The 19,146-nt window shown below is 68.4% G+C and carries 17 protein-coding genes; 7 read left to right on the top strand and 10 right to left on the bottom strand.

The annotated features are described in order from the left end of the window. The first annotated feature begins 25 nt into the window (after positions 1–25). A complete protein-coding gene (locus tag ACFXNW_RS15820) occupies positions 26–595 on the top strand; it encodes a DUF4245 domain-containing protein (protein ID WP_379418400.1) in 570 nt (189 codons plus the stop codon). 12 nt (positions 596–607) lie between these two features. On the opposite strand, the gene ACFXNW_RS15825 is transcribed toward ACFXNW_RS15820, so the two are convergent. The 3 genes from ACFXNW_RS15825 to ACFXNW_RS15835 form a co-directional block, all read right to left on the bottom strand. Then, complete coding sequence (locus ACFXNW_RS15825) at positions 608–856, bottom strand: exodeoxyribonuclease VII small subunit (protein WP_379418401.1); 249 nt, start codon at positions 854–856, stop codon at positions 608–610. 44 nt (positions 857–900) lie between these two features. Next, positions 901–2,142 carry an exodeoxyribonuclease VII large subunit gene (gene xseA, locus ACFXNW_RS15830; protein WP_379418658.1) on the bottom strand — a complete coding sequence of 414 codons (1,242 nt, stop codon included), beginning with the start codon at positions 2,140–2,142 and terminating at the stop codon, positions 901–903. 92 nt (positions 2,143–2,234) lie between these two features. Then, complete coding sequence (locus tag ACFXNW_RS15835; protein WP_379418402.1) at positions 2,235–2,948, bottom strand: lipid droplet-associated protein; 714 nt, start codon at positions 2,946–2,948, stop codon at positions 2,235–2,237. 112 nt (positions 2,949–3,060) lie between these two features. On the opposite strand from ACFXNW_RS15835, the gene ACFXNW_RS15840 reads away from it, so the two are divergent. Beyond that, positions 3,061–4,074 (top strand): 4-hydroxy-3-methylbut-2-enyl diphosphate reductase, encoded by a 1,014-nt coding sequence (locus ACFXNW_RS15840; protein ID WP_379418403.1) that lies wholly within the window; start codon positions 3,061–3,063, stop codon positions 4,072–4,074. A gap of 2 nt (positions 4,075–4,076) precedes the next feature. On the opposite strand, the gene ACFXNW_RS15845 is transcribed toward ACFXNW_RS15840, so the two are convergent. Next, positions 4,077–4,946 carry a DUF6542 domain-containing protein gene (locus ACFXNW_RS15845; protein WP_379418404.1) on the bottom strand — a complete coding sequence of 290 codons (870 nt, stop codon included), beginning with the start codon at positions 4,944–4,946 and terminating at the stop codon, positions 4,077–4,079. A 202-nt stretch (positions 4,947–5,148) separates the two neighbouring features. Here ACFXNW_RS15845 and ACFXNW_RS15850 point away from each other — a divergent pair, with 202 nt between their 5' ends. Beyond that, positions 5,149–6,327: an exonuclease SbcCD subunit D gene (locus ACFXNW_RS15850; RefSeq protein WP_379418405.1), complete on the top strand. Its 1,179-nt coding sequence runs from the start codon at positions 5,149–5,151 to the stop codon at positions 6,325–6,327. Next, positions 6,324–9,638, top strand: coding sequence for an AAA family ATPase (locus ACFXNW_RS15855; protein WP_379418406.1), 3,315 nt, complete (start codon positions 6,324–6,326; stop codon positions 9,636–9,638). Before ACFXNW_RS15850 ends, ACFXNW_RS15855 begins: the two co-directional genes overlap by 4 nt. A gap of 160 nt (positions 9,639–9,798) precedes the next feature. Here ACFXNW_RS15855 and ACFXNW_RS15860 read toward each other — a convergent pair whose 3' ends face one another. The 4 genes from ACFXNW_RS15860 to ACFXNW_RS15875 form a co-directional block, all read right to left on the bottom strand. Next, positions 9,799–10,341 carry a methylated-DNA--[protein]-cysteine S-methyltransferase gene (locus ACFXNW_RS15860; RefSeq protein ID WP_379418407.1) on the bottom strand — a complete coding sequence of 181 codons (543 nt, stop codon included), beginning with the start codon at positions 10,339–10,341 and terminating at the stop codon, positions 9,799–9,801. Further along, positions 10,338–11,840 (bottom strand): Ada metal-binding domain-containing protein, encoded by a 1,503-nt coding sequence (locus tag ACFXNW_RS15865; protein WP_379418408.1) that lies wholly within the window; start codon positions 11,838–11,840, stop codon positions 10,338–10,340. Before ACFXNW_RS15865 ends, ACFXNW_RS15860 begins: the two co-directional genes overlap by 4 nt. Before the next feature lie 121 nt (positions 11,841–11,961). Then, a complete protein-coding gene (locus ACFXNW_RS15870; RefSeq protein ID WP_379418659.1) occupies positions 11,962–12,141 on the bottom strand; it encodes a YbdD/YjiX family protein in 180 nt (59 codons plus the stop codon). A gap of 68 nt (positions 12,142–12,209) precedes the next feature. Continuing rightward, entirely contained in the window at positions 12,210–14,471 is a 2,262-nt protein-coding gene (locus tag ACFXNW_RS15875) for a carbon starvation CstA family protein (RefSeq protein WP_379418409.1), read from the bottom strand. Between the two features lie 234 nt (positions 14,472–14,705). Here ACFXNW_RS15875 and ACFXNW_RS15880 point away from each other — a divergent pair, with 234 nt between their 5' ends. The 3 genes from ACFXNW_RS15880 (at position 14,706) to ACFXNW_RS15890 (ending at position 17,874) form a co-directional block, all read left to right on the top strand. Next, positions 14,706–15,995: an extracellular solute-binding protein gene (locus ACFXNW_RS15880; RefSeq protein ID WP_379418660.1), complete on the top strand. Its 1,290-nt coding sequence runs from the start codon at positions 14,706–14,708 to the stop codon at positions 15,993–15,995. Positions 15,996–16,063: 68 nt separating this feature from the next. Next, positions 16,064–16,942, top strand: coding sequence for a carbohydrate ABC transporter permease (locus ACFXNW_RS15885; RefSeq protein WP_379418661.1), 879 nt, complete (start codon positions 16,064–16,066; stop codon positions 16,940–16,942). Between the two features lie 122 nt (positions 16,943–17,064). Then, complete coding sequence (locus ACFXNW_RS15890) at positions 17,065–17,874, top strand: carbohydrate ABC transporter permease (protein ID WP_379418662.1); 810 nt, start codon at positions 17,065–17,067, stop codon at positions 17,872–17,874. A gap of 67 nt (positions 17,875–17,941) precedes the next feature. On the opposite strand, the gene ACFXNW_RS15895 is transcribed toward ACFXNW_RS15890, so the two are convergent. Next, the gene (locus ACFXNW_RS15895) at positions 17,942–18,553 is read right to left on the bottom strand and encodes a malonic semialdehyde reductase (protein ID WP_379418410.1); all 612 of its coding nucleotides are present in this window, start codon (positions 18,551–18,553) and stop codon (positions 17,942–17,944) included. A 179-nt stretch (positions 18,554–18,732) separates the two neighbouring features. Next, entirely contained in the window at positions 18,733–19,143 is a 411-nt protein-coding gene (locus tag ACFXNW_RS15900; protein WP_379418411.1) for a VOC family protein, read from the bottom strand. Positions 19,144–19,146 lie beyond the last annotated feature (3 nt).

The raw sequence follows: 19,146 nt of genomic DNA on the forward strand, positions 1-19,146 counted from the left end.
CCGTCGCGAGTGGATACTGGAGAGCGTGTCGTACCAAAAGCCACGCATCATGAACGACTACCGGGATCTGTTCTGGTCGCTGATCCCGCTGGCGCTGATCGCCGTGGTCTTCGCGGGGCTGGCCAGCCAGTGCAGCTTCGCCGCCGACGGTCCGACGCAGGGCCAGATCCCCAGCTTCGACGCGAAGACCGCGCTGGAATCCGATGCCGCCAATGTGACCTTCCCGATCCGTGACCCCGCCCTACCCGAGGGCTGGAAGCCGAACTCGGGTAGCCGTGACACCATCACCGATGAGGGCGGCGGCACCGTCAGCACCATCGGCTACATCACCCCCGCGGGCACCTACATGGAGCTCAACCAGAGCAACGCCACCGAGGTCGCCTTCGCCCGGCACACCTTCGGCTCCCGATATGCCAGCGGCACACGGGATATCGGCGCGCAGAAGTGGGTCGTCTACGACGAGCCCGGCGAGGAATCGGCGTGGATCGCCGACTTCGGTCAGTCCAGGGTGCTGATCCGCGGCGCGGGTGACGACGCGGCGTTCACCACCCTCGCCGAGGCGGTCACGGCCGCTGCGCCGCTGCCGAAGAAGTAGACCGCCGGTCGTTTATTCGCCGTCGACCTCGGCGCGCGACAGCGCGTCCTCGACGCGTTTGCGTGCGCCCGCCAGATGCTCTTCGCAGCGGTTGGCGAGAGCCTCGCCGCGCTCCCACAACGTCAGGGATTCGTCGAGGTCGAGGCCGCCCTGCTCGAGCATCTTGACGACGTTGACCAGCTCGTCGCGGGCGCGTTCGTAGCCGAAGGTGGCGATCTCGGCCTGATCGTCGGTCGGCTGGTCCTCGGCGGGCTCGGGCAACGTCGGTCCTCTCGATGTCGGGGTGTGCGGGTGTAGATCCGCGGTCAGTCGGTGGACTCGGTCCCGCCGGAAGCCGGTGGCGCGGCGCGGGTGCCGAGTGGGGTCGTGCCTAGAGCAGCGGCGGAGATGGCGCCGTCGGCCACGCGGATCCGTAGCTGGCTGCCCGCCGGCGCGTCATCGATGCTGTGCACGACATGGCGTTCCTGGCCGGTGACGCGTTGGACTACCGCATAGCCGCGGGACATGGTCGCGGCCGGGCCGACCGCTGTCAGTTTCTCGCGCAGGTGCCGGGTGGCGGTGGATTCGGCGCTGATGAGATGTTCGGCGCAGCGCCGGGCGGCGGTGCGCAGCCGTTCCACCTCGTCGACGCGATGACGCAGCTCGCGCAGCGGGTCGGCGAGCACCGGCCGGGAACGTAGCTGGTCCAGCGCGCGGGTCTCGCGATCCACCCAGCCGCGCAGCGCTGCGGCCGAGCGGGCGCGCAGTTCGCGTACTCCGGCCAGCTCGGCCGCGGCGTCCGGCACGATCCGTTTGGCGGCATCGGTGGGGGTGGCGGCGCGCACGTCGGCGACCAGGTCGCTGAGCGGGTTGTCGGGTTCGTGCCCGATGGCGCTGACGATCGGGGTGGTCGCGGCGACGATGGCGCGGCACAGTGCCTCATCGGAGAACGGCAGCAGATCCTCGACGCTGCCGCCGCCACGCGCGAGCACGATCACATCGACCGATGGGTCGCGGTCCAGCTCGGACAGCGCCGTCATGATCTGTGGCACGGCGGTCGGTCCCTGCACAGCGGTATTGCGGATCTCGAAACGCACCGCGGGCCATCGGGTACGCGCCACCGTCAGCACATCGTGTTCGGCGGCGCTGGCGCGGCCGGTGATGAGCCCGATCGTGGTGGGCAGGAAGGGGATCGGCCGTTTCAGCCGGGGATCGAAAAGTCCCTCGGCCGCCAGCAGCGCCTTCAACCGTTCGATCCGGGCCAGCAGCTCACCGACGCCGACCGCGCGGATCTCGGTCACGCGCAACGACAGCGTGCCGCGGCCGGTGAAGAAGGACAGTTTGCCGTACACCACCACCCGGCTGCCTTCCTGCAAGGGGACCGGGGAGTTACGGATGAGCGCGGGATCGCACGTCACCGACAACGACATATCGGCCGACGGATCGCGCAGGACCAGAAACGCGGTCCGGGTACCCGGCCGCATCGAGATCTGGGTGATCTGGCCCTCCACCCAGACGCTGCCCAGCCGATCGATCCACTGGGCGACCTTGATCGAGACCGAACGCACCGGCCACGGCTGGTCGGCGGAATTGGCGGGCGCGGCGCGTTCGGGCCGGCCGGGAGCATCCCGGCCGGCCGTCGGCGTCGAAGAAGGTTCGGTCACTGGGCCCGGACGGTGGCGATCCGGTTCGTCAGCATCGTGACGAACGGAGCCCTGGCGCGGGTGCGCTGCTCGTAGTCGAGCAGGGCGGTCAGATCGTCGAGGGTCAGCATGCGCAGCCGGGCGCGCAGCTGAGCCAGCGTCATGTCGGCGTAGTCGTAGCGGGTGGCGACCTCGGGCGCGACGACCTCCGGCTCGTCGGCGGCGGGCTCGGTGAGGTCGGCCTCGGTGGTGGCCGCTCGAGCGGTCGGCTCGGTGTCGGCAGGAGTCTCGACTTCGCGCTTGGCTTCGGCGCCGGCCGGCTCGTGCAGGCTGCGCACCGTCGCGGCGTGACCGTTGTGTCCGGTCCTGGCGTTGGCCAGGGTCTCGGTGATGAGGAACTCGGCCAGCTCGGCATCGCCGCCGAAACTGTCGAAGCTGCTGGTCCTGGCCCGGCCGAACGCAGCGCCGGACGGCTGCGCGGGTTCGTCGTCCTCGTCGAAGGTGGCCCAGGCGGGCTGGTCGACGGCACGGGGTGAGATCCGGTCGAAGACCGCGTCGCCCTTGAGCGCCAGGCTGGTGACGAACTGCTGGACGTGCATGGTGGTCTGGAGCAGCTGGCTGATCGCGGTGATCGGGAAATTCACCGCCGCGGTGGGTAGCCGTCGAGTCTCCTCGATGGCATAGACGGCGGCACCGGCGGCGACGCGGGCCAGAAACGGTGGTCGGAACATGGTCCTAGCCTGCCCGAAATGGTGCGTTGTGCAAAAGAGGGTCGACATTTGTCGTGTTATCTCGCTCGCATCCGCCGGGGTGGGTGCCGTCGCGCGCACGTATCCTGTGGGCATGTCCTCGGCAATACCGTTGAATGTCGGAATCGCCCGCTCTGTCCGCTCCGACGGCGCGGGAGGTGCCGACGGCGACAAACGAGTGCTGCTGGCCGAGCCCCGCGGTTACTGCGCCGGCGTGGATCGTGCGGTGGAAACCGTCGAAAAGGCGCTCGACAAGCACGGCGCCCCCATTTACGTCCGCAAGGAAATCGTGCACAACCGGCACGTGGTGGAGACCCTGCGTGAGCGTGGCGTCATCTTCGTCGACGAGACCGACGAGGTCCCCGAAGGCGCGCTGCTGGTGTTCTCCGCGCACGGCGTCTCCCCTGCGGTGCACACCTCCGCCGCCGCCCGCAACCTGCGCACCATCGATGCCACCTGCCCCCTGGTGACCAAGGTGCATCAGGAAGCCAAGCGCTTCGCCCGCGACGACTTCGACATCCTGTTGATCGGCCACGAAGGCCACGAGGAAGTCGAAGGCACCGCCGGTGAGGCGCCCGATCACGTGCAGCTGGTCGACGGCCCCGACGCGGTGGACAAGGTCACCGTGCGTGACGAGTCCAAGGTGATCTGGCTGTCGCAGACCACGCTGAGCGTCGACGAGACCATGGAGACGGTGTCGCGGCTGCGCGAGCGGTTCCCCGGTCTGCAGGATCCGCCCAGCGACGACATCTGCTACGCCACCCAGAACCGTCAGGTGGCGGTCAAGGCGATGGCGCCCGAATGCGATCTGGTGATCGTGGTCGGTTCGCGCAACTCGTCGAACTCGGTCCGGCTGGTCGAGGTCGCGCTCGGCGCCGGTGCCAGGGCCTCGTATCTGGTCGACTACGCCCGCGAGGTCGACCCGGCCTGGCTGGAAGGCGTGCGGACCATCGGAATCACCTCGGGCGCGTCGGTGCCCGAAATCCTGGTGCGTGGCGTGCTGGACATGCTTGAAGGCCACGGCTTCGCGGATGTGCAGCCGGTGACCACGGCCAACGAGACGCTGGTGTTCGCCTTGCCGCGGGAGCTGCGCGAGTCGCGTCGCTGATCTCAGCGACCGTCCGGTCCGCGGCGTTCGATGCGGCCGGAATCGCGATCGCGGTAGCGAACCGTCGGCTGGGGATGTGGCGGTTCATTGCGGCGCCGGGTCGCGGTCCCTCGGGCCGCCGCGTCCGCGTCCGGCCGTTGCGCCGGGGTCGGGCGAGCCGGGCCACGGGGACGTCCTTCGCGTGAACGTGTGCCGGCCGCGACCCGGGGCGGATTCTCGGCGACCGGTGGCGGTCGCTTGCTCTGGCGGCGCGGGCGCGGGGTGGCTTCGGGGGCGTCGTCGTAATCGTCCGGGGCCGGGTCGCGCCTGCTGCGTTTGCGCGCGGCGCCTTGCAGCGACTCCGAACTCTTCTTTCCTCCGCGCGGCCGCTGCTGTACCGAGCTGCGGCCCCAACTGGTGCCGCGACGGGCCTGGGATTTCCCTTCGGCGTCGCGTTCGGCCCGTTCCAACGCGATCCGCGCGCCACCGATGCACAGCACGATCACCGTGGTGAGGATCATGGTCGGAAAACGGTGCACCAGCGGGATCGCCAGATTGAGCAGGATGTCCTTGATCGTGGTGGAGGGACGTCCGAGTAGCTGTTGGTAGGCCAGCGGCACCGCGAGGAACAACAGCAGCGGCGGCAGCACCATCGTGGTGAACAGGCCGCGTAGGCGCACCGCGAGCACGGCCGCGATGCAACCGATGACGTAGAACACGGTGAACGAGCCGGTCAGCTCGGTGCCATCACCGGAGACGTCGATCAGGAAGCCCAGAAACGTGCAGGCAACCGCGATCAGGGCCGCCGCGCCTGCCGGGATGCCCGGCACCGACGGCAAGATCGAACGTTGCGGCGCGGGCACCCGGGTTCGCACTCGTTGGGAAGCAGCCACGTAGTGAACACTATCTGCCGACGCGCCGGTGGGTGTCATGGCAGGGCCGGTCGGGTGATGGTGGTTGCACCCGCGCCCGCCCGCCCAGGTCACCGTTTTCGTAATCCGGATCACATCGGAGCCGGTGGGCGGCCCGGCGGTTATCCGACACCCTCGGCCCTGTGATTGAAGTGTGTCGGTGGGTTGCCATACGGTTCGCGGCATGCGAATCCTGCACACGTCGGACTGGCATATCGGCCGTACCTTCCACGGTGTCGATCTGCTCGGCGATCAGGAGTACGCGCTGAGCGCCGTCGCCGAGCTGGTGGCGGAGGAATCGGTGGACGTCGTCGTGGTGCCTGGCGACGTGTACGACCGGTCGATTCCCAGCGCGGACGCGATCGCGGTGTGCAATCGCGGATTCGAGGCGATTCGTGCGGCGGACGCGCGCATCGTCGCCACCTCAGGCAACCACGATTCCCCCGCCCGGCTCGGGGCGGGAGCCAGTTTCGCGGCTGCCGGCGGGCTGTACCTGCGCACCACCGTCGCCGCTGCCGACCAGCCGGTGCTGCTGTCCGACGATGACGGTGAAGTCGCCTTCTACGGCATCCCCTATCTGGAGCCGGAGATCACCCGCGTCGAATTGGCGGTGCCGCAGGCGCGTTCCCACGCCGAGATCCTGGCCGCGGCCATGGGGCGGATCCGAGCCGATATCGCGGGGCGGCCAGGGGTGCGGGCGGTGGTGCTCGCGCATGCGTTCGTCGTCGGGGGAGAAGCCACCGGATCGGAGCGGTCGATTTCGGTGGGCGGTGTGGAGACGGTGCCGCTGGCGGAGTTCGACGGCATCGACTATGTCGCGCTCGGTCATCTGCATTCACCACAGACGTTGTCGGAGTCGGTGCGCTATTGCGGTTCGCCGCTGCCGTACTCGTTCGGGGAGAGCTCGCATCGAAAAGCGGTCTGGATCGTCGACCTCGACGCGAACGGACTGCATGCGGTGCGGCGGCGGGAGATGCCGGTGGTGCGCGGGCTGAGCAGGCTGGTCGGCACGCTGGACGAATTGTTGAACGGCGCCGAGTTCGGCCGCGCCTGCGAGGACTACGTCTCGGCGACGCTGACCGACCACGCCCGGCCGATCGATGCCATGCGCAAACTGCGGGAGCGGTTCCCGTACGCGGTGCACGTGGAATGGGAGCGTCCGCAGGGCAACCCGGAACTGCGCTATCGCGAGCGGGTGCACGGTCGCCGCGACAGTGAGGTCGCACGCAGCTTCCTCGACGATGTGCGTGGTGAGCCCACCGATTCGGAAATGGTGTGGTTGGAGCGGGCCATCGCCGCGGCTACCAGGGAACCGGAAGCGGCAACGGTCAGCACAGCGGACGCCACGGAACTCACGGCATGAGGCTGCACCGGCTGGAGATGACAGCGTTCGGCCCGTTCGCCGAGACCACCATCGTCGATTTCGACGTCCTCGGCGCCGACGGGCTGTTCCTGCTGCACGGGCACACCGGGGCAGGCAAGACCACCGTCCTGGACGCGATCGCGTTCGCGCTCTACGGGCGGGTGCCCGGCGCGCGCAACGACAGCAAGCGACTGCATTCCGATCACGCCTCACCGCAGACGCCGCCGCGAGTGTCGCTCGAAGCCACACTGGGCGGGCGCCGGGTGCGGTTGATCCGCAGTCCCGAATTCGAGCGGCCGAAGCGGCGCGGCACCGGAACCTCGGTCGAGAAACCCAAGGCCACCCTGGAATGGCTGGACGGGCAGAGCGCTAACCTGTCCCGCATCCCCGATATCGGTGACGAGGTCAAACGCCTGCTCGGAATGAGCGCCGAACAGTTCTTCCAGGTCGTGCTGCTGCCGCAGGGCGATTTCGCGCGTTTCCTGCGCGCGGACAACGAGGAACGGGAGAAGCTGCTCGAAAAGCTCTTCGACACCGAACGATTCGGCACCGCCGAACACTGGCTGGCCGAACGCCGCCGCGCCTCCGACGCAGAATTGGCCGCCCGCACGCGCGGTGTGGAGAACCTGATCGTGCAGGTCGGCGTCACCGCGGGAATCAGCGCCACCGAAACCGTCGGGCCGCTCGACGCCGTCGAATGGGCCGAGGATCTACTGGACGCCGCCCGCGCCGAACTGGCCGGCGCCACCACTGAACTCGAACGCCGTCGCGAGGTTTCGGCCGGCGCTGATGCCGCCGCCGAACAGCAACGCAAACTCGCCGACACCCACCGCCGCATGGTGGCTGCCCGTCGCCAACTCGACGAGTACGCCGCCACCGCCGAGCAGCGCGCTGCGCGCCGGGCCGAGCTGGAGGCGGCCCGCCGCGCCGAACCGGTCGCCGCCGCACTGGATGAAGCCCGCGCCGCCGTTATCCGGGCCAAGCGTCACGACGGTGAAACCGCGCGGGCGGCACAGCGATTGGCGCAGCTGCTCGGCGAGCCGGGCAGCGCGGATCTGCCGGGCCGGGAGTTGGTCGGCGATCGGGAGGCGGCGGGTGCAGGGTCGTCGACAGCTGCCGATCGCCCGAAGCTGCGACCCGACGCCGATATCGATGCTGCGATTCGGCAGTGGAGTGCCCGGATCGGTGTGCTGGACGAGGTGGCCGCACATGCTGATTCGGCGAAGCAGCTGACGGCTGAGGTTGGCCAGTTGCGTAACGAAGAGTCCACCCTCGCGCAGCGGGCCGCCGAGATCGTCGAGCGGCGAGAGGCACTTCCCGCGGCGATTGTGGCGGCGGAAACCCGGTCGCGGGAATCCGCCGACGCGTCGGCGATGCTGCCTGCGCTGGCGGCAGACTGTGAGCGGTTACAAGCGTCGGCGTCCGCGGCCGTCGACCTGGCGGCGCGGCGAGTGGATCTCGATCGCGCGCGACTCGACGTCGAGGCTGCCCGTGCGAAGCACCTCGACGCCAAGGAACGTGTGCTGGATCTGCGGGAGCGGCGGCTGGCGGGGATGGCGGCCGAATTGGCCGGGCAGCTCACCGACGGTCACCCGTGCACCGTCTGCGGTTCGGCTGATCATCCGGATCCGGCGCGGCCCACTGCGGGCGCGGTGTCGAAGGACGCCGAGGATCGTGCGAGCGCCGCGGAACATGCGGCCGAAGACGCCCGCGACAAGGTAATTGCCCGGATCGCCGGCCTCGAGCGCGATATCGAGGGCCTCACGGCACGCGGCGGCGATACCGACCCGGTCGAACTCGCCGCCTCACTGCGCACCGCTATCCTCCGCTACGAAGACGCCGGTGAACTCGCTGACCAGAGTGCCGCGTCCACCGCGGAACTCGATCGGCTGCGCGCGGAGGAAACCCGCCTGCACGATCAACTCCGCGCGGCCGAAACCCGCCGCGGCACCATCGCTTCGACCATCACGGCCGCCGAAACTCGCCTCACCGAACTCACCACCCGCCTGCGCGCGGCAGCAGGCGCCGACGGCACCATCGACAGCCGCCGCGCGCGCCTCGACTCGCTGATCGCCGCAGCAGGTACCTACCGCACCGCCGAAGCAGAGGCAGCCAACGCCTGGCATCAGGTGCGCGCGATCGCGGTGCGGGTCGAGGACCTCGCGCGGGCAGCAGGTTTCGCACTCGAGGCGGGCGAGGGCTGGGCTGATGCCGAGACGGTTTTGCTCGATCTCCAACCTGACGTCACCGAGGGTTCGACCGACGATGATGTCGAGCCGACATTGTTCGATGTAGCTCGGGTAGCGCCAGAAACCGGTGGCGTTGTGGATTCGGGCGGGAGCGTCGGCAGCAATGATCCGCGCGGCGGCAGTGGCCCGGCGAGTGCGGCAAGCCCACGGCGCTCGGTGCCGGAGTCGATGACGTCGGCGCAGCTCGTCGTGCTGCTCACCGCGTACGCGCGGCGTATCGAGGACGTGATCCGCGATACGCGCGAGCAGCAGCAGCTCGAGCAGCAGCTCGAGGTGGCAGAGCGGGCCAAGGCGCTGGCCGAGGCGGTGCTTGCCGAGCCGGAGGTGCGTGCAGCGGCGGGAGCCGAACTCGGTGACCTGCCTGCGCTCGACGCGGCGGTGTGTGCCGCGCGCGAGGCACTCGATATCGCGGTGGCCGCACACTCTGCGGCGACGACCCGAGTGAACAAGCTCGAGGAGCTCAGCGGGCAGCTGTGGGCGGCGGTCGATCTCATTGCACCGGCGCAGCGCGCCCACGAGGAACTTGCCGGACTGGCAGACGTGGTCGCAGGCCGCGGGGCGAACAACCGCCGAATGTCGTTGCGCTCCTATGTGCTCGCGGCGCGGCTCGAGGAAGTGGCACTGGCGGGATCGGCGCGGCTGCGCCGGATGTCGGGCGGCCGCTACGAATTCGTTCATACCGACCGCGCAGGCACCCACGGCCGTCGCGGCGGTCTCGGCCTCGACATCCGCGACGACTACACCGGCGCCATCCGTCCTGCCAAAACCCTGTCCGGCGGCGAAACATTCATGGCCTCGCTGTCACTGGCGCTCGGGCTGGCCGATACGGTCGCCGCCGAATCCGGCGGTATCGTCCTCGACACCATTTTCATCGACGAAGGCTTCGGCGGCCTGGACGCCGACACCCTCGACGCCGTCATGGGCGTCCTCGACGAACTTCGTGTAGGCGGCCGGGTCGTCGGCCTGGTCAGCCACGTCGACGAAATGCGCCAGCGCATCCCCAGCCGTCTACACGTCATCCGCGGGCGGGCAGGGTCGCGGCTGCAGGCGACCGTCGCCTGAGCCGCGCGGCGGATGACGGTTGTGGTCCGGCCGTGACCGAGGGACGTTCGCGACGACGGGTGGCGGCGCACCCGCCCCGCATCGCCGACGGGCAGCGCTGAAAGCGCGGCGCAGAGCCGATCGAACGAAGGGGACCGGAGGACTGACTCGGCTGAACCCGTCAGGCCGACGCCTCGTGGTCGATCAACCACCGCTTCGCCGGCAACCCCCAGCGGAACCCGCCCAGCGTCCCGTCGGTGCGCAGGATGCGGTGGCAGGGGACGAACAGAGCGGCGGCGTTGCGGGCGCAGGCGTTGGCGGCGGCTCGGGTGGCTGCGGGGCGGCCGGAGCGGGCGGCGAAGGCGGTGTAGGTGAGGGGGGTTCCGGCGGGGACCTCGCGCAGGATCTGCCAGGCGTGCATGAGGAATTCGCCGGACTGCTGGCGGACCGCGACGGTGTCGATGGCGGTGAGGTCGCCGCGGTGGTAGGCGGTGATGGCGTCGGTGACGCCGCCTAGTTCGTCGCGTTCGCGGAGTTCGGCGGGACGCAGGGTGGCGTGGATGAGGCTGCGCAGGTTGTGCGCGTCGGCGGTCCAGCCGGAGGCCAGTACGGCGCCATCACCGTCGACCAGTGCGGTGAACGGGCCGATCGGGGTGGACACGGTGGCGAAATCCGCTGTCCGGACCGAGGAGCGGGCTTCGCGGACGGCGATGGCGGAGGTCATGATTCGGTACTCGCTTTCGTTCGGGCGGCACGAGCCGCGGGAGCAGTGCGGGCGGTCAACGCGCTGTGCCACAACTGCACGGACAGATAGGAGCGCCACGGCGCGCTTCGGGCGGTGTCGGACAGATCGATGCCGTGCAGGGCGGCGCCCTGCCGGACCACCAGATCGGTGGCGAGGAGGATGTCGGGGTCGGCGAGCAGCCGCATGGTCACGTAATCGGCCGTCCACGGGCCGACACCTTCCAATGCCAGCAGGTCGCGGCGCAGCTCGGTGGAGGTACGGCCCTGGTGCAGGGCCAGATCACCGGAGGCCAGCGCGGCCGCCGCATTGACGATGGAGCGGACGCGGCGCGCAGGCCCGGTCAGCACTTCGGCGCCGCGTTCGGCGATCACCGCGGGTTCGGGGAACAGTCGCGGGGTCGGTCCGTCGATCGGATCGCCGAGCGCCGAGACCAGCCTGGCGGTATGCGTCGCCGCCGCAGGCACCGAGATCTGCTGACCGATCATGGTGCGCAGCAGCAGTTCCGGACCGTCGAGGCAGCCGGGCACCCGGATGCCGGGAACGAACCGCGGACGCCCGTCCGGCCGGTTCGCGTGCGCGGCGACGTCGAGTGCCTCATCGATGCCGATCGGGTCGGCGTCGAGGTCGAGCAGATGACGCAGCCGAGCCACGGTGGGCGCCAGGTCGCGCATATCGTGCAACGCCAACTCGGCGCGCACATGATCGCGCTGGAAGCCGATCCGGATCGACGCATGGCCGTGCGGGGTCCGCAGGTTGCGCAGGTAGCTGCGGTCCTCCCACAGCTCCAGCCCCGGCACCGCGTGTGCGGACAGGAACCATTCCAGCCAGGTCCGATCCAGCGGTTCGCGGTAGGGGAGCCGCAGCGAGAGCGTGCCGTTGGTGTTCGGCACCGCTCGCCCGTTGGCCCGCTGGGATTCGGTGCGCATGGTGGTCGGGCTGACCGCGAACACCTCGCGCACGGTGTCGTTGAACTGACGGATGCTGGCGAACCCGGCGGCGAAGGCGATATCCGACATCGGCATGTTCGTGGTCTGGATCAGCAGCCGCGCGGTATGTGCGCGATGGGCCCGCGCCAGCGCGAGCGGACCCGCGCCCAGCTCGTTGGTCAGCACCCGGGTGAGCTGGCGCTGCGAATACCCCAGCGTCGCCGCGAGCGCGGGAACCCCGCCCCGTTCGATGACACCGTCGCCGATCAGCCGCATGGCCCGGGCCGCGAGATCCGCGCGGGTGTTCCACAGCGGGGAGCCGGGCGCGGCATCGGGCAGGCAGCGGCGGCAGGCGCGGTACCCGGCCTGCTGTGCGGCGGCCGCCGTCGGCAGGAAGCTGACGTTGGCGCGTTTCGGAGTAATTGCCGGACAGGATGGGCGGCAATAGATTCCGGTGGTCCGCACGGCGGTGAAGAACTGCCCGTCGAAGCGGGAGTCCCGGGTGGAGACCGCTCGGTAACAGCGTTCGAAGTCCAGAGCCGTGATCGTCACGTCAACCACAATGACAGTTCCCGGCGCCCGCTGCTAGCGGAAATCGGTCATTACCCCGGTGGGCTTGTTCGGTCGCGTGCGACACGCCACACGACTCGCCGAGCAGAGCTTCCGGGCCAGCTCAGCAGCAGCGGTTGGCCGGGTTCCGCTCGGCCTCGGCGTGCCGCTCCCGCCAGTACTCCCGCTCTGACGGGATGTCGCAGCCGGGATGCTTGCGCCGCAGGTGTGCGACGTAGCGCTGGTAGTCCTGCCCGCCGAGTATCGAGCTGAACCACCAGAGCACCCCGCGTACCCCGCGCAAGAACGCGCGGGCCGGGCCGGCGTTCGCACGCTGGACCGATCCCTGCTCGACGGGCGCTGCGCCGATACTCAGTGCGTCGCCTTCGCGTGTGCCGCGCCCGGTTCCTTCACATCGCCCTTCTCGATCAGTTCGTCCCATTCGCGCTGCACCTCCTTCTCGGCGGCGGTGGGGATGAACCCGCGCGGGGCGAAGATCCGCGAGGGCTCCTCCGGCGATTCGGTGGTCTCCGCCGAGCCCGAACGCCAGGCCCGGTAGCAGACGATGGCGCCGACGACGGTGACGATCAGCACCAGCACCGCGAACACAATGGACAGCGTGCCCTGGATGAAGGTGTTGCGAATGACCGCGTCAACGTCCGCGGGAGTCTTCGCGGTCAGGCAGAGTTCACCGGCGTCGCGCGCGCTCTGGCAGAGCTCGTGCTGCTTCCAGTAACCCACCTTCGGATCGGCGGAGAAGATCTTCTGCCAGGAGGCGGTCATGGTGACGATGAGGTCCCAGACCAGCGGAACCCCTGGGATCCACGCCCATTTCGTCATGCCCTTCTTCACCAGGATGGTGGTGACGACCATCAGGGCGATCGCGGCGAGCAGCTGGTTCGCGATACCGAACAGCGGGAACAGCGCGTTGATGCCGCCCAGCGGATCGGTGACGCCCATGAGCAGGATCGAGCCCCATGCGGCGACCACGAGCGCCGAGCACAGCCAAGCACCCACTCGCCAGGACGGATCCTTGAACTTGCGTGCGGGACCGGCGAAGTTGCCAAGCGCGTCCGAGAGCATGAACCGCGCCACGCGGGTGCCTGCGTCGATGGTGGTGAGGATGAACAGCGCCTCGAACATGATCGCGAAGTGGTACCAGAACGACTTCATGCTCTCGCCGCCGAGGAACTGGTGGAACACCTCGGAGATGCCGATGGCCAGGGTGGGCGCGCCGCCGGTGCGGGAGATGATGCTGTCCTCACCGACCTCGCTCGCGGCGTTGCTGAAGGTCTCCGGTGTGGCCGGAGGGCCCGACAGGCCGAGGCTGTTGGTGTAGGCGGCCGCCGATTCCGGGGTGCCGCCGGTCGCGCCGAGTGGTGCGTTCATGCCGAAGTACAGGTGCTGGTCGATGATCGAGGCGGTGATGATCGCCATCACCGCGACGAACGACTCCATCAGCATGCCGCCGTAGCCGATCATCCGGCTGTGCGATTCCTTCTCCAGCAGTTTCGGTGTGGTGCCCGAGGCCACCAGCGCGTGGAATCCGGACAGCGCACCGCAGGCGATGGTGATGAACAGGAACGGGAACAGGCTGCCCGCGAAGGCAGGCCCGGCGCCGGTGTGCGCGAACTCCGAGACCGCGGGCGCCTGCAGCGTCGGCAGGGTGATCAGGATGCCGAGGGCGAGCAGACCGATGGTGCCGATCTTCATGAACGTCGACAGATAGTCGCGCGGCGCCAGCAGCAACCACACCGGCAGCACCGAAGCGAAGAAGCCGTAGCCGATCAGCATCCACGAAATGGTCACCGGATGGAAGGTGAACCAGCTCGCCCAGGTGTCGTTCTCCGACACCCAGCCGCCGGCGACGATCGCAAGGATCAGCAGCACGAACCCGATGATCGACACCTCGCCGACCGCGCCCGGACGCAGGAACCGCAGGTACACGCCCATGAACAGGGCGATCGGGATGGTCATGCTGATGGAGAACACGCCCCACGGGCTGTGCGCGAGGGCGTTGACCACGACCAGCGCGAGCACCGCCAACAGGATCATCATGATGACGAGAATGCCGATGATGGCGGCCCAGCCACCGAACCAGCCGAGCTCGTCGCGGGCCATCTGCCCGAGGCTGCGGCCGCGTCGTTTCGTCGACACCCACAGCACCAGGTAGTCCTGCACCGCGCCGGCGAACACCACGCCGACGATGATCCAGATCGTGCCCGGCAGATAACCCATCTGCGCCGCGAGCACCGGTCCGACCAGCGGGCCTGCGCCTGCGATGGCGGCGAAGTGGTGGCCGAACAGCACCCGCCGGTCCATCGGCAGGTAGTCCTTGCCGTTCTCCAGGATTTCGGCCGGAGTGGCGACGTCGTCACGCGGTTTGACGATCTTGTATTCGATAAATCTGGCGTAGAAGCGGTAGGCGATGATGTAGGTCGAGACCGCCGCGATGACGATCCACACCGCATTCACCGATTCGCCGCGCGCGAGGGCGAGGATCGTCCAGGCGACGGCGCCGAGTATGGCTATCCCCGCGAATATCGCCTTCTTGGCCGGAGTTATCGGGGACCGGTCCACCACGCCGACAGGCGGGAGATCCGGATCGGTCCGCAGATATTCGATGGTCGCCATCTGCCTACTCTCCTGTGAAACGCGCAGGATGATGCTGAAACTCGTGTCAACGTAGCCGATCGGAGATCACTGGCGGGCTGGTTCGCTCACCCTGCGATCGCGGTCGGTCTGGTCGTTGTCGTGTGTCGGCGGTCACCCTTTTCAGTTGCCGCCAGTATGCTGCCATGCGGCCCGAGACGCTCCACATCCGCCCTGAGGAGGCCGGAGCTGGAATCCGCACTGTCGAGCACATCCATCCGGCGGCGTACGCTGCTCGGCTCCGCGCTGGCCGCGCCGTTGCTGGCCGGCGGTTGCGGCGCCGACGACGATGCGCTGACCTTTTTCTTCGGCGCCCGCCCCGAGGAGGCGCGGGTGCGGCGGCGGATCATCGACGAGTTCCGCAAGACCCACCCCGAGATCCGCATCCGCACCGTCGTCTCCGGCCCGGACGCGTTGCAGCAGATGCTCACCTACTGCGCGGGAGGCAAATGCCCGGACATCATGATGGCGTGGGAGCTGCTGTACGCCGGGCTCGCCGATCGCGGTGTCCTGCTGGATCTGAACACCATGCTCGACCGGGATCCGGAATACGCTGATGCGCTGCGGCGGGACAGCTTTCCCGCCCTGTACAACACCTTCACCTACGGCGGCGGCCAGTACGCGTTGCCCGAGCAGTGGTCGGGGGTGTTCCTGTACTACAACCGGGAGCTGTTCGCCGAGGCGGGAGTTCGGGCGCCGAGAAACTGGGACGAGGCCTGGAGTTTCGACGAATTCCTCGATGCGGCGAAGGCGGTGACGTCTCGCGAAGGCAAGGGGCGCTGGGGTTTCGCCGATGCCTGGGTGCCGTACTTCTCGGCCGCGTGCTTCGGGATGAACAACGGGGTCGACTGGTTCACGCCGTCGGTCGCGCCGACGCGCACCAACCTGGGAGACCCGCGGTTCGCTGCGGGCTTCCAGTTCTATGCCGACCTCGCCGTGCGTCATCGGGTGGCGCCGAGAGTCGCCGATCAGCAATCGGTCTCGGCTCCCGACCTGTTTCGGCGCGGGCGAGCGGGCATGGTGCTCGGCGGGCATTGGTTGTATTCGGAATTCGCCGGGCACGACGATCTCGATATCGACCTGACCGTGCTGCCGGTAGGACCGGCCGGAGGACCAGGTGCGATCACCGATGTGGGCTGCACCGGGCTGGCGATCGCCGCCGACAGTCCGCGGATCGAACAAGCCTGGGAGTTCGTCAAATTCGCGACCGGACCGGTGGGCCAAGCGATCATCGCGGAATCCGGGCTGTTCGTGCCGGTCCTGAAATCGGTGCTCCCATCAAGGGAATTCGCGAAGGCCCACCGCGACATCACCAACCTGGCTGTGCTCACGGATGGACCGCGCCACTCCCGCGCCCTCCCGGTCACCCCCGCATGGGGAAAGGTCCAGGCCCTGGTCGAACGCGGCGCCAACCGCGTCCTGCGCGGCGCGGCCCCCGCCACCTCCCTGCACCCCGACCTCACCCGCACCGTCGACGCACTCCTCACACAGGAGAGCGCGCGGTGAGTGGTACCTGGCTGCGGCAAACCGCGAGAAGCACCCGCAGTCAGGTACCACTCGCGCGGCGTTCGGGGTTGGCGCGGCGGCGGGCGCGGGCGGGGCGGTGGTTCGTGGCGGCGAATGTGGTGGGGGTCGGGGTGTTCCTGGTGGGGCCGCTGGCGGTGTCGCTGTATCTGAGCTTGTTTTCCTGGGATCTGTTCAGTGCGCCGCGGTTCGTCGGGCTCGCGAACTATCGGCGGCTGTTCACCGCGGACCCGCTGTTCATGATCGCGGTGCGCAATACGGTGGTGTTCACCCTGCTGACGCTGCTGCCGACGGTGGGGATCGGCCTCGTCGTTGCCGCGCTGCTTAACCGCGCGACGGTCGGGATCGGGTTCTTCCGGACCGCTGCGTTCCTGCCGCTGGTCGCCTCGACGGTCGCGATGGCGGTGGTGTGGCGGTTCATCTTCACCACCGACGACGGGCTGCTCAATCTGCTGCTCGGCCGGTTCGGTATCGATCCGGTGCCCTGGTTGATCGATCCGGATCTGGCGCTGGTGTCGTTGAGCATCGTCACGGTGTGGAAAAGCGTGCCGTTCGCGACCGTCATCCTGCTGGCCGCCATGCAAGGGGTGCCGGAACAGTTGTACGAGGCCGCGCGCATCGACGGCGCCGGCGCGGTGCGACGGTTCTGGTCCATCACGATTCCGCTGATCAGGGGGCCGCTGTCGTTCGTCTTCGTCATCACGATCATCAACTCGGTGCAGGCCTTCGACCAGGCGTACGCGCTCACCGGCGGCAACGGCGGGCCGGAGACGGGGACTTACCTACTCGGAATCATGCTGTTCCAGCACGCCTTCGCGTTCTATGAAGTGGGGTACGCGTCGGCGTTGGCGTGGGTGATGTTCGCGGGGTTGTTCGTGCTGACGGTCGTGCAGTTGCGGTATTCGCGGCGTGGGGAGGTGAGCGGGTGAGGACAGTGACCTCTGGGCACCCATCGACTGCTGCGGGCGGTATCGCCACGGCGACGCGGGGCACGGGGTCCCGGCGGCGGCTGGGCGGTATTCGGGTGGATCGTGCCATCGTGCGGCGAGCGATGGCCGGGGTAGGCGTGTACGCGGCGCTGGTGGTTGTCGCCTGGGCGGCATTGACGCCGATTCTGTGGGCGCTTTCCGGGTCGTTGAAGAGCGAAGGTGCAGTCACCGATCCGGCGCCGATACCCGCTGATCCGCAGTGGTCGAACTATATGGAGGTGTTCGATCTGCTGCCGCTGGGCCGGATGCTGCTCAATACCACCGTCTATGCGGCGTGCGTGACTGCGGGCCATGTGTTCTTCTGCTCGCTGGCCGGTTATGCGTTCGCGCGGTTGCCGTTTCGTGGGCGCGAGACGCTGTTTCTCGCATATCTGGCGACGCTCATGGTCCCCCTGACGGTCACGCTCATTCCGCAGTTCCTGCTCATGCGTGCCTTCGGCTGGGTGGATACACCGTGGGCGATGATCGTGCCCGGCGTCTTCGGCAGCGCCTTCGGCACGTATCTGATGCGGCAGTTCTTCCTCACCGTGCCCACCGAACTGGAAGAGGCCGCGATACTCGACGGTTGCACCACCTGGCAGGTCTACTGGCGCGTGCTGCTGCCGCAGGTCCGGCCGGCGCTCATGGTGCTGGCGGTGCTCACCTGGATCACGGTGTGGAACGACTTTCTGTGGCCGCTGGTGATGATCCAACGGGACGAGATCGCGACCGCGACTTTGGGTCTGGTGCGGTTGCAAGGTCAGTACCACACCAAATGGCCGATACTTATGGCTACTTCGATGCTGATTCTGTTGCCGCTGTTGCTCATCTACGCAGTCGCCCAGCGAGCTTTCATTCGCGGAATCGCGCTGTCCGGGCTCGGCGGACGATGAGTTGCCCGAGGCGGACAGGCGAATCGGCCCCGTCGCCGATCGCGACAGGGCCGACGAGCGCACCAGCTCAGAGGGTGGTGATGACGTCCTTCGCCTCGAAGCGCGGGCTACGCGGGAACCAGGCGTCGGTGCCGGGCTTGCCGATGTTGATGGCGACGAGCGCGTGGTGGCCGCCCTCGGGGAAGAACTCCTTCTCCACGGCCTCGTGATCGAAGCCGTTCATCGGGCCTGCGGCCAGGCCTGCGGCGCGGACACCGATGATGAAGTAGGCGATCTGCAAGGAAGCGTTGAGCTTGGCCGAATGCTCGCGGTAGGCGTCGTCGGCGAAGAAGTCCTTGGCGCCCGGGAAATGCGGGAACACCGTGGGCAGGTGCTCGTGGAAGTTGTTGTCGGCGAACAGCACCACCGTCAGCGGAGCCTTGGTGGTCTTGTCCTTGTTGCCGTCGCCCATGTGCTGCACCAGCCGCTGCCGGGCTTCCGGGCTGCGCAGCACGACCGCGCGCAGCGGCTGCTGGTTCATCGAGGTCGGGCCCCACTTGACCAGGTCGTAGATGGCCTGGATCTGTTCGTCGCCGACCGGCTCGTCGGTGAAGGTGTTGGCGGTGCGCGCCTCGCGGAACAGCAGGTCCTGGGTGGCGGCGTCGAGCTCGAGCAGATCGGTCGGCTGCGTGGTGGTCATCGAGTCTCCTGTGCGTTCGGTTGATCCTTGCGGAAGCGGTAAGGATCGCTCGCTTCGATGACCGAAGTTAGCACTCAACCGGACTGCGGTCCATTTATGTCGGGCCGTTGTGGGAACCCGCACACCGCGGAATAGAACGCCGCGGCCCTGAAGAGTGGGCCGCGGCGCATATCGAGTGGCTATTCGCCCGCGTAGGTGCCGAAACTCCAGAGGTTCCCCTCCGGGTCGGCGACACTGAAACCGCGCGAACCGTAGTCTTCGTCGCGCAGTCCGCGGACCAGCCGCGCACCCGCGGCGGTGGCGCGTTCATACAGCGCGTCCGGGTCGTCGCACACCAGATAAAGGGACGCGGCGCCGGTCGGGCGCTGCCCGAATTCGCTGTCGTTGCGGCCGGTGGAGCCGAACATGATGCCGCCGCCCGCGGGCCAGCGCATTTCGGCGTGTTCGACGACGGACGGGTCGTCCTCGCGGGCATACAGTGCCGTCAATTCGAAACCGAAGGCCTCGGTGAGGAATGTCGCGGCCGCGCGGGCGTCACGGAAGGCCAGGCAGGGCCAGACGTGGGTGGTGGTCGAAGTTGGCGTAGTCATGGC

It is taken from the genome of Nocardia sp. NPDC059180, assembly GCF_042754945.1.
Lineage (GTDB): Bacteria > Actinomycetota > Actinomycetes > Mycobacteriales > Mycobacteriaceae > Nocardia.

Coding starts and splice junctions, on each gene's coding strand:
- ACFXNW_RS15875 (WP_379418409.1), bottom strand. CDS start 14,471: ATGGCGACCATCGAATATCTGCGGACCGATCCGGATCTCCCGCCTGTC.
- ACFXNW_RS15900 (WP_379418411.1), bottom strand. CDS start 19,143: ATGACTACGCCAACTTCGACCACCACCCACGTCTGGCCCTGCCTGGCC.
- ACFXNW_RS15855 (WP_379418406.1), top strand. CDS start 6,324: ATGAGGCTGCACCGGCTGGAGATGACAGCGTTCGGCCCGTTCGCCGAG.
- ACFXNW_RS15835 (WP_379418402.1), bottom strand. CDS start 2,948: ATGTTCCGACCACCGTTTCTGGCCCGCGTCGCCGCCGGTGCCGCCGTC.
- ACFXNW_RS15895 (WP_379418410.1), bottom strand. CDS start 18,553: ATGACCACCACGCAGCCGACCGATCTGCTCGAGCTCGACGCCGCCACC.
- ACFXNW_RS15890 (WP_379418662.1), top strand. CDS start 17,065: ATGGCCGGGGTAGGCGTGTACGCGGCGCTGGTGGTTGTCGCCTGGGCG.
- ACFXNW_RS15850 (WP_379418405.1), top strand. CDS start 5,149: ATGCGAATCCTGCACACGTCGGACTGGCATATCGGCCGTACCTTCCAC.
- ACFXNW_RS15840 (WP_379418403.1), top strand. CDS start 3,061: ATGTCCTCGGCAATACCGTTGAATGTCGGAATCGCCCGCTCTGTCCGC.
- ACFXNW_RS15860 (WP_379418407.1), bottom strand. CDS start 10,341: ATGACCTCCGCCATCGCCGTCCGCGAAGCCCGCTCCTCGGTCCGGACA.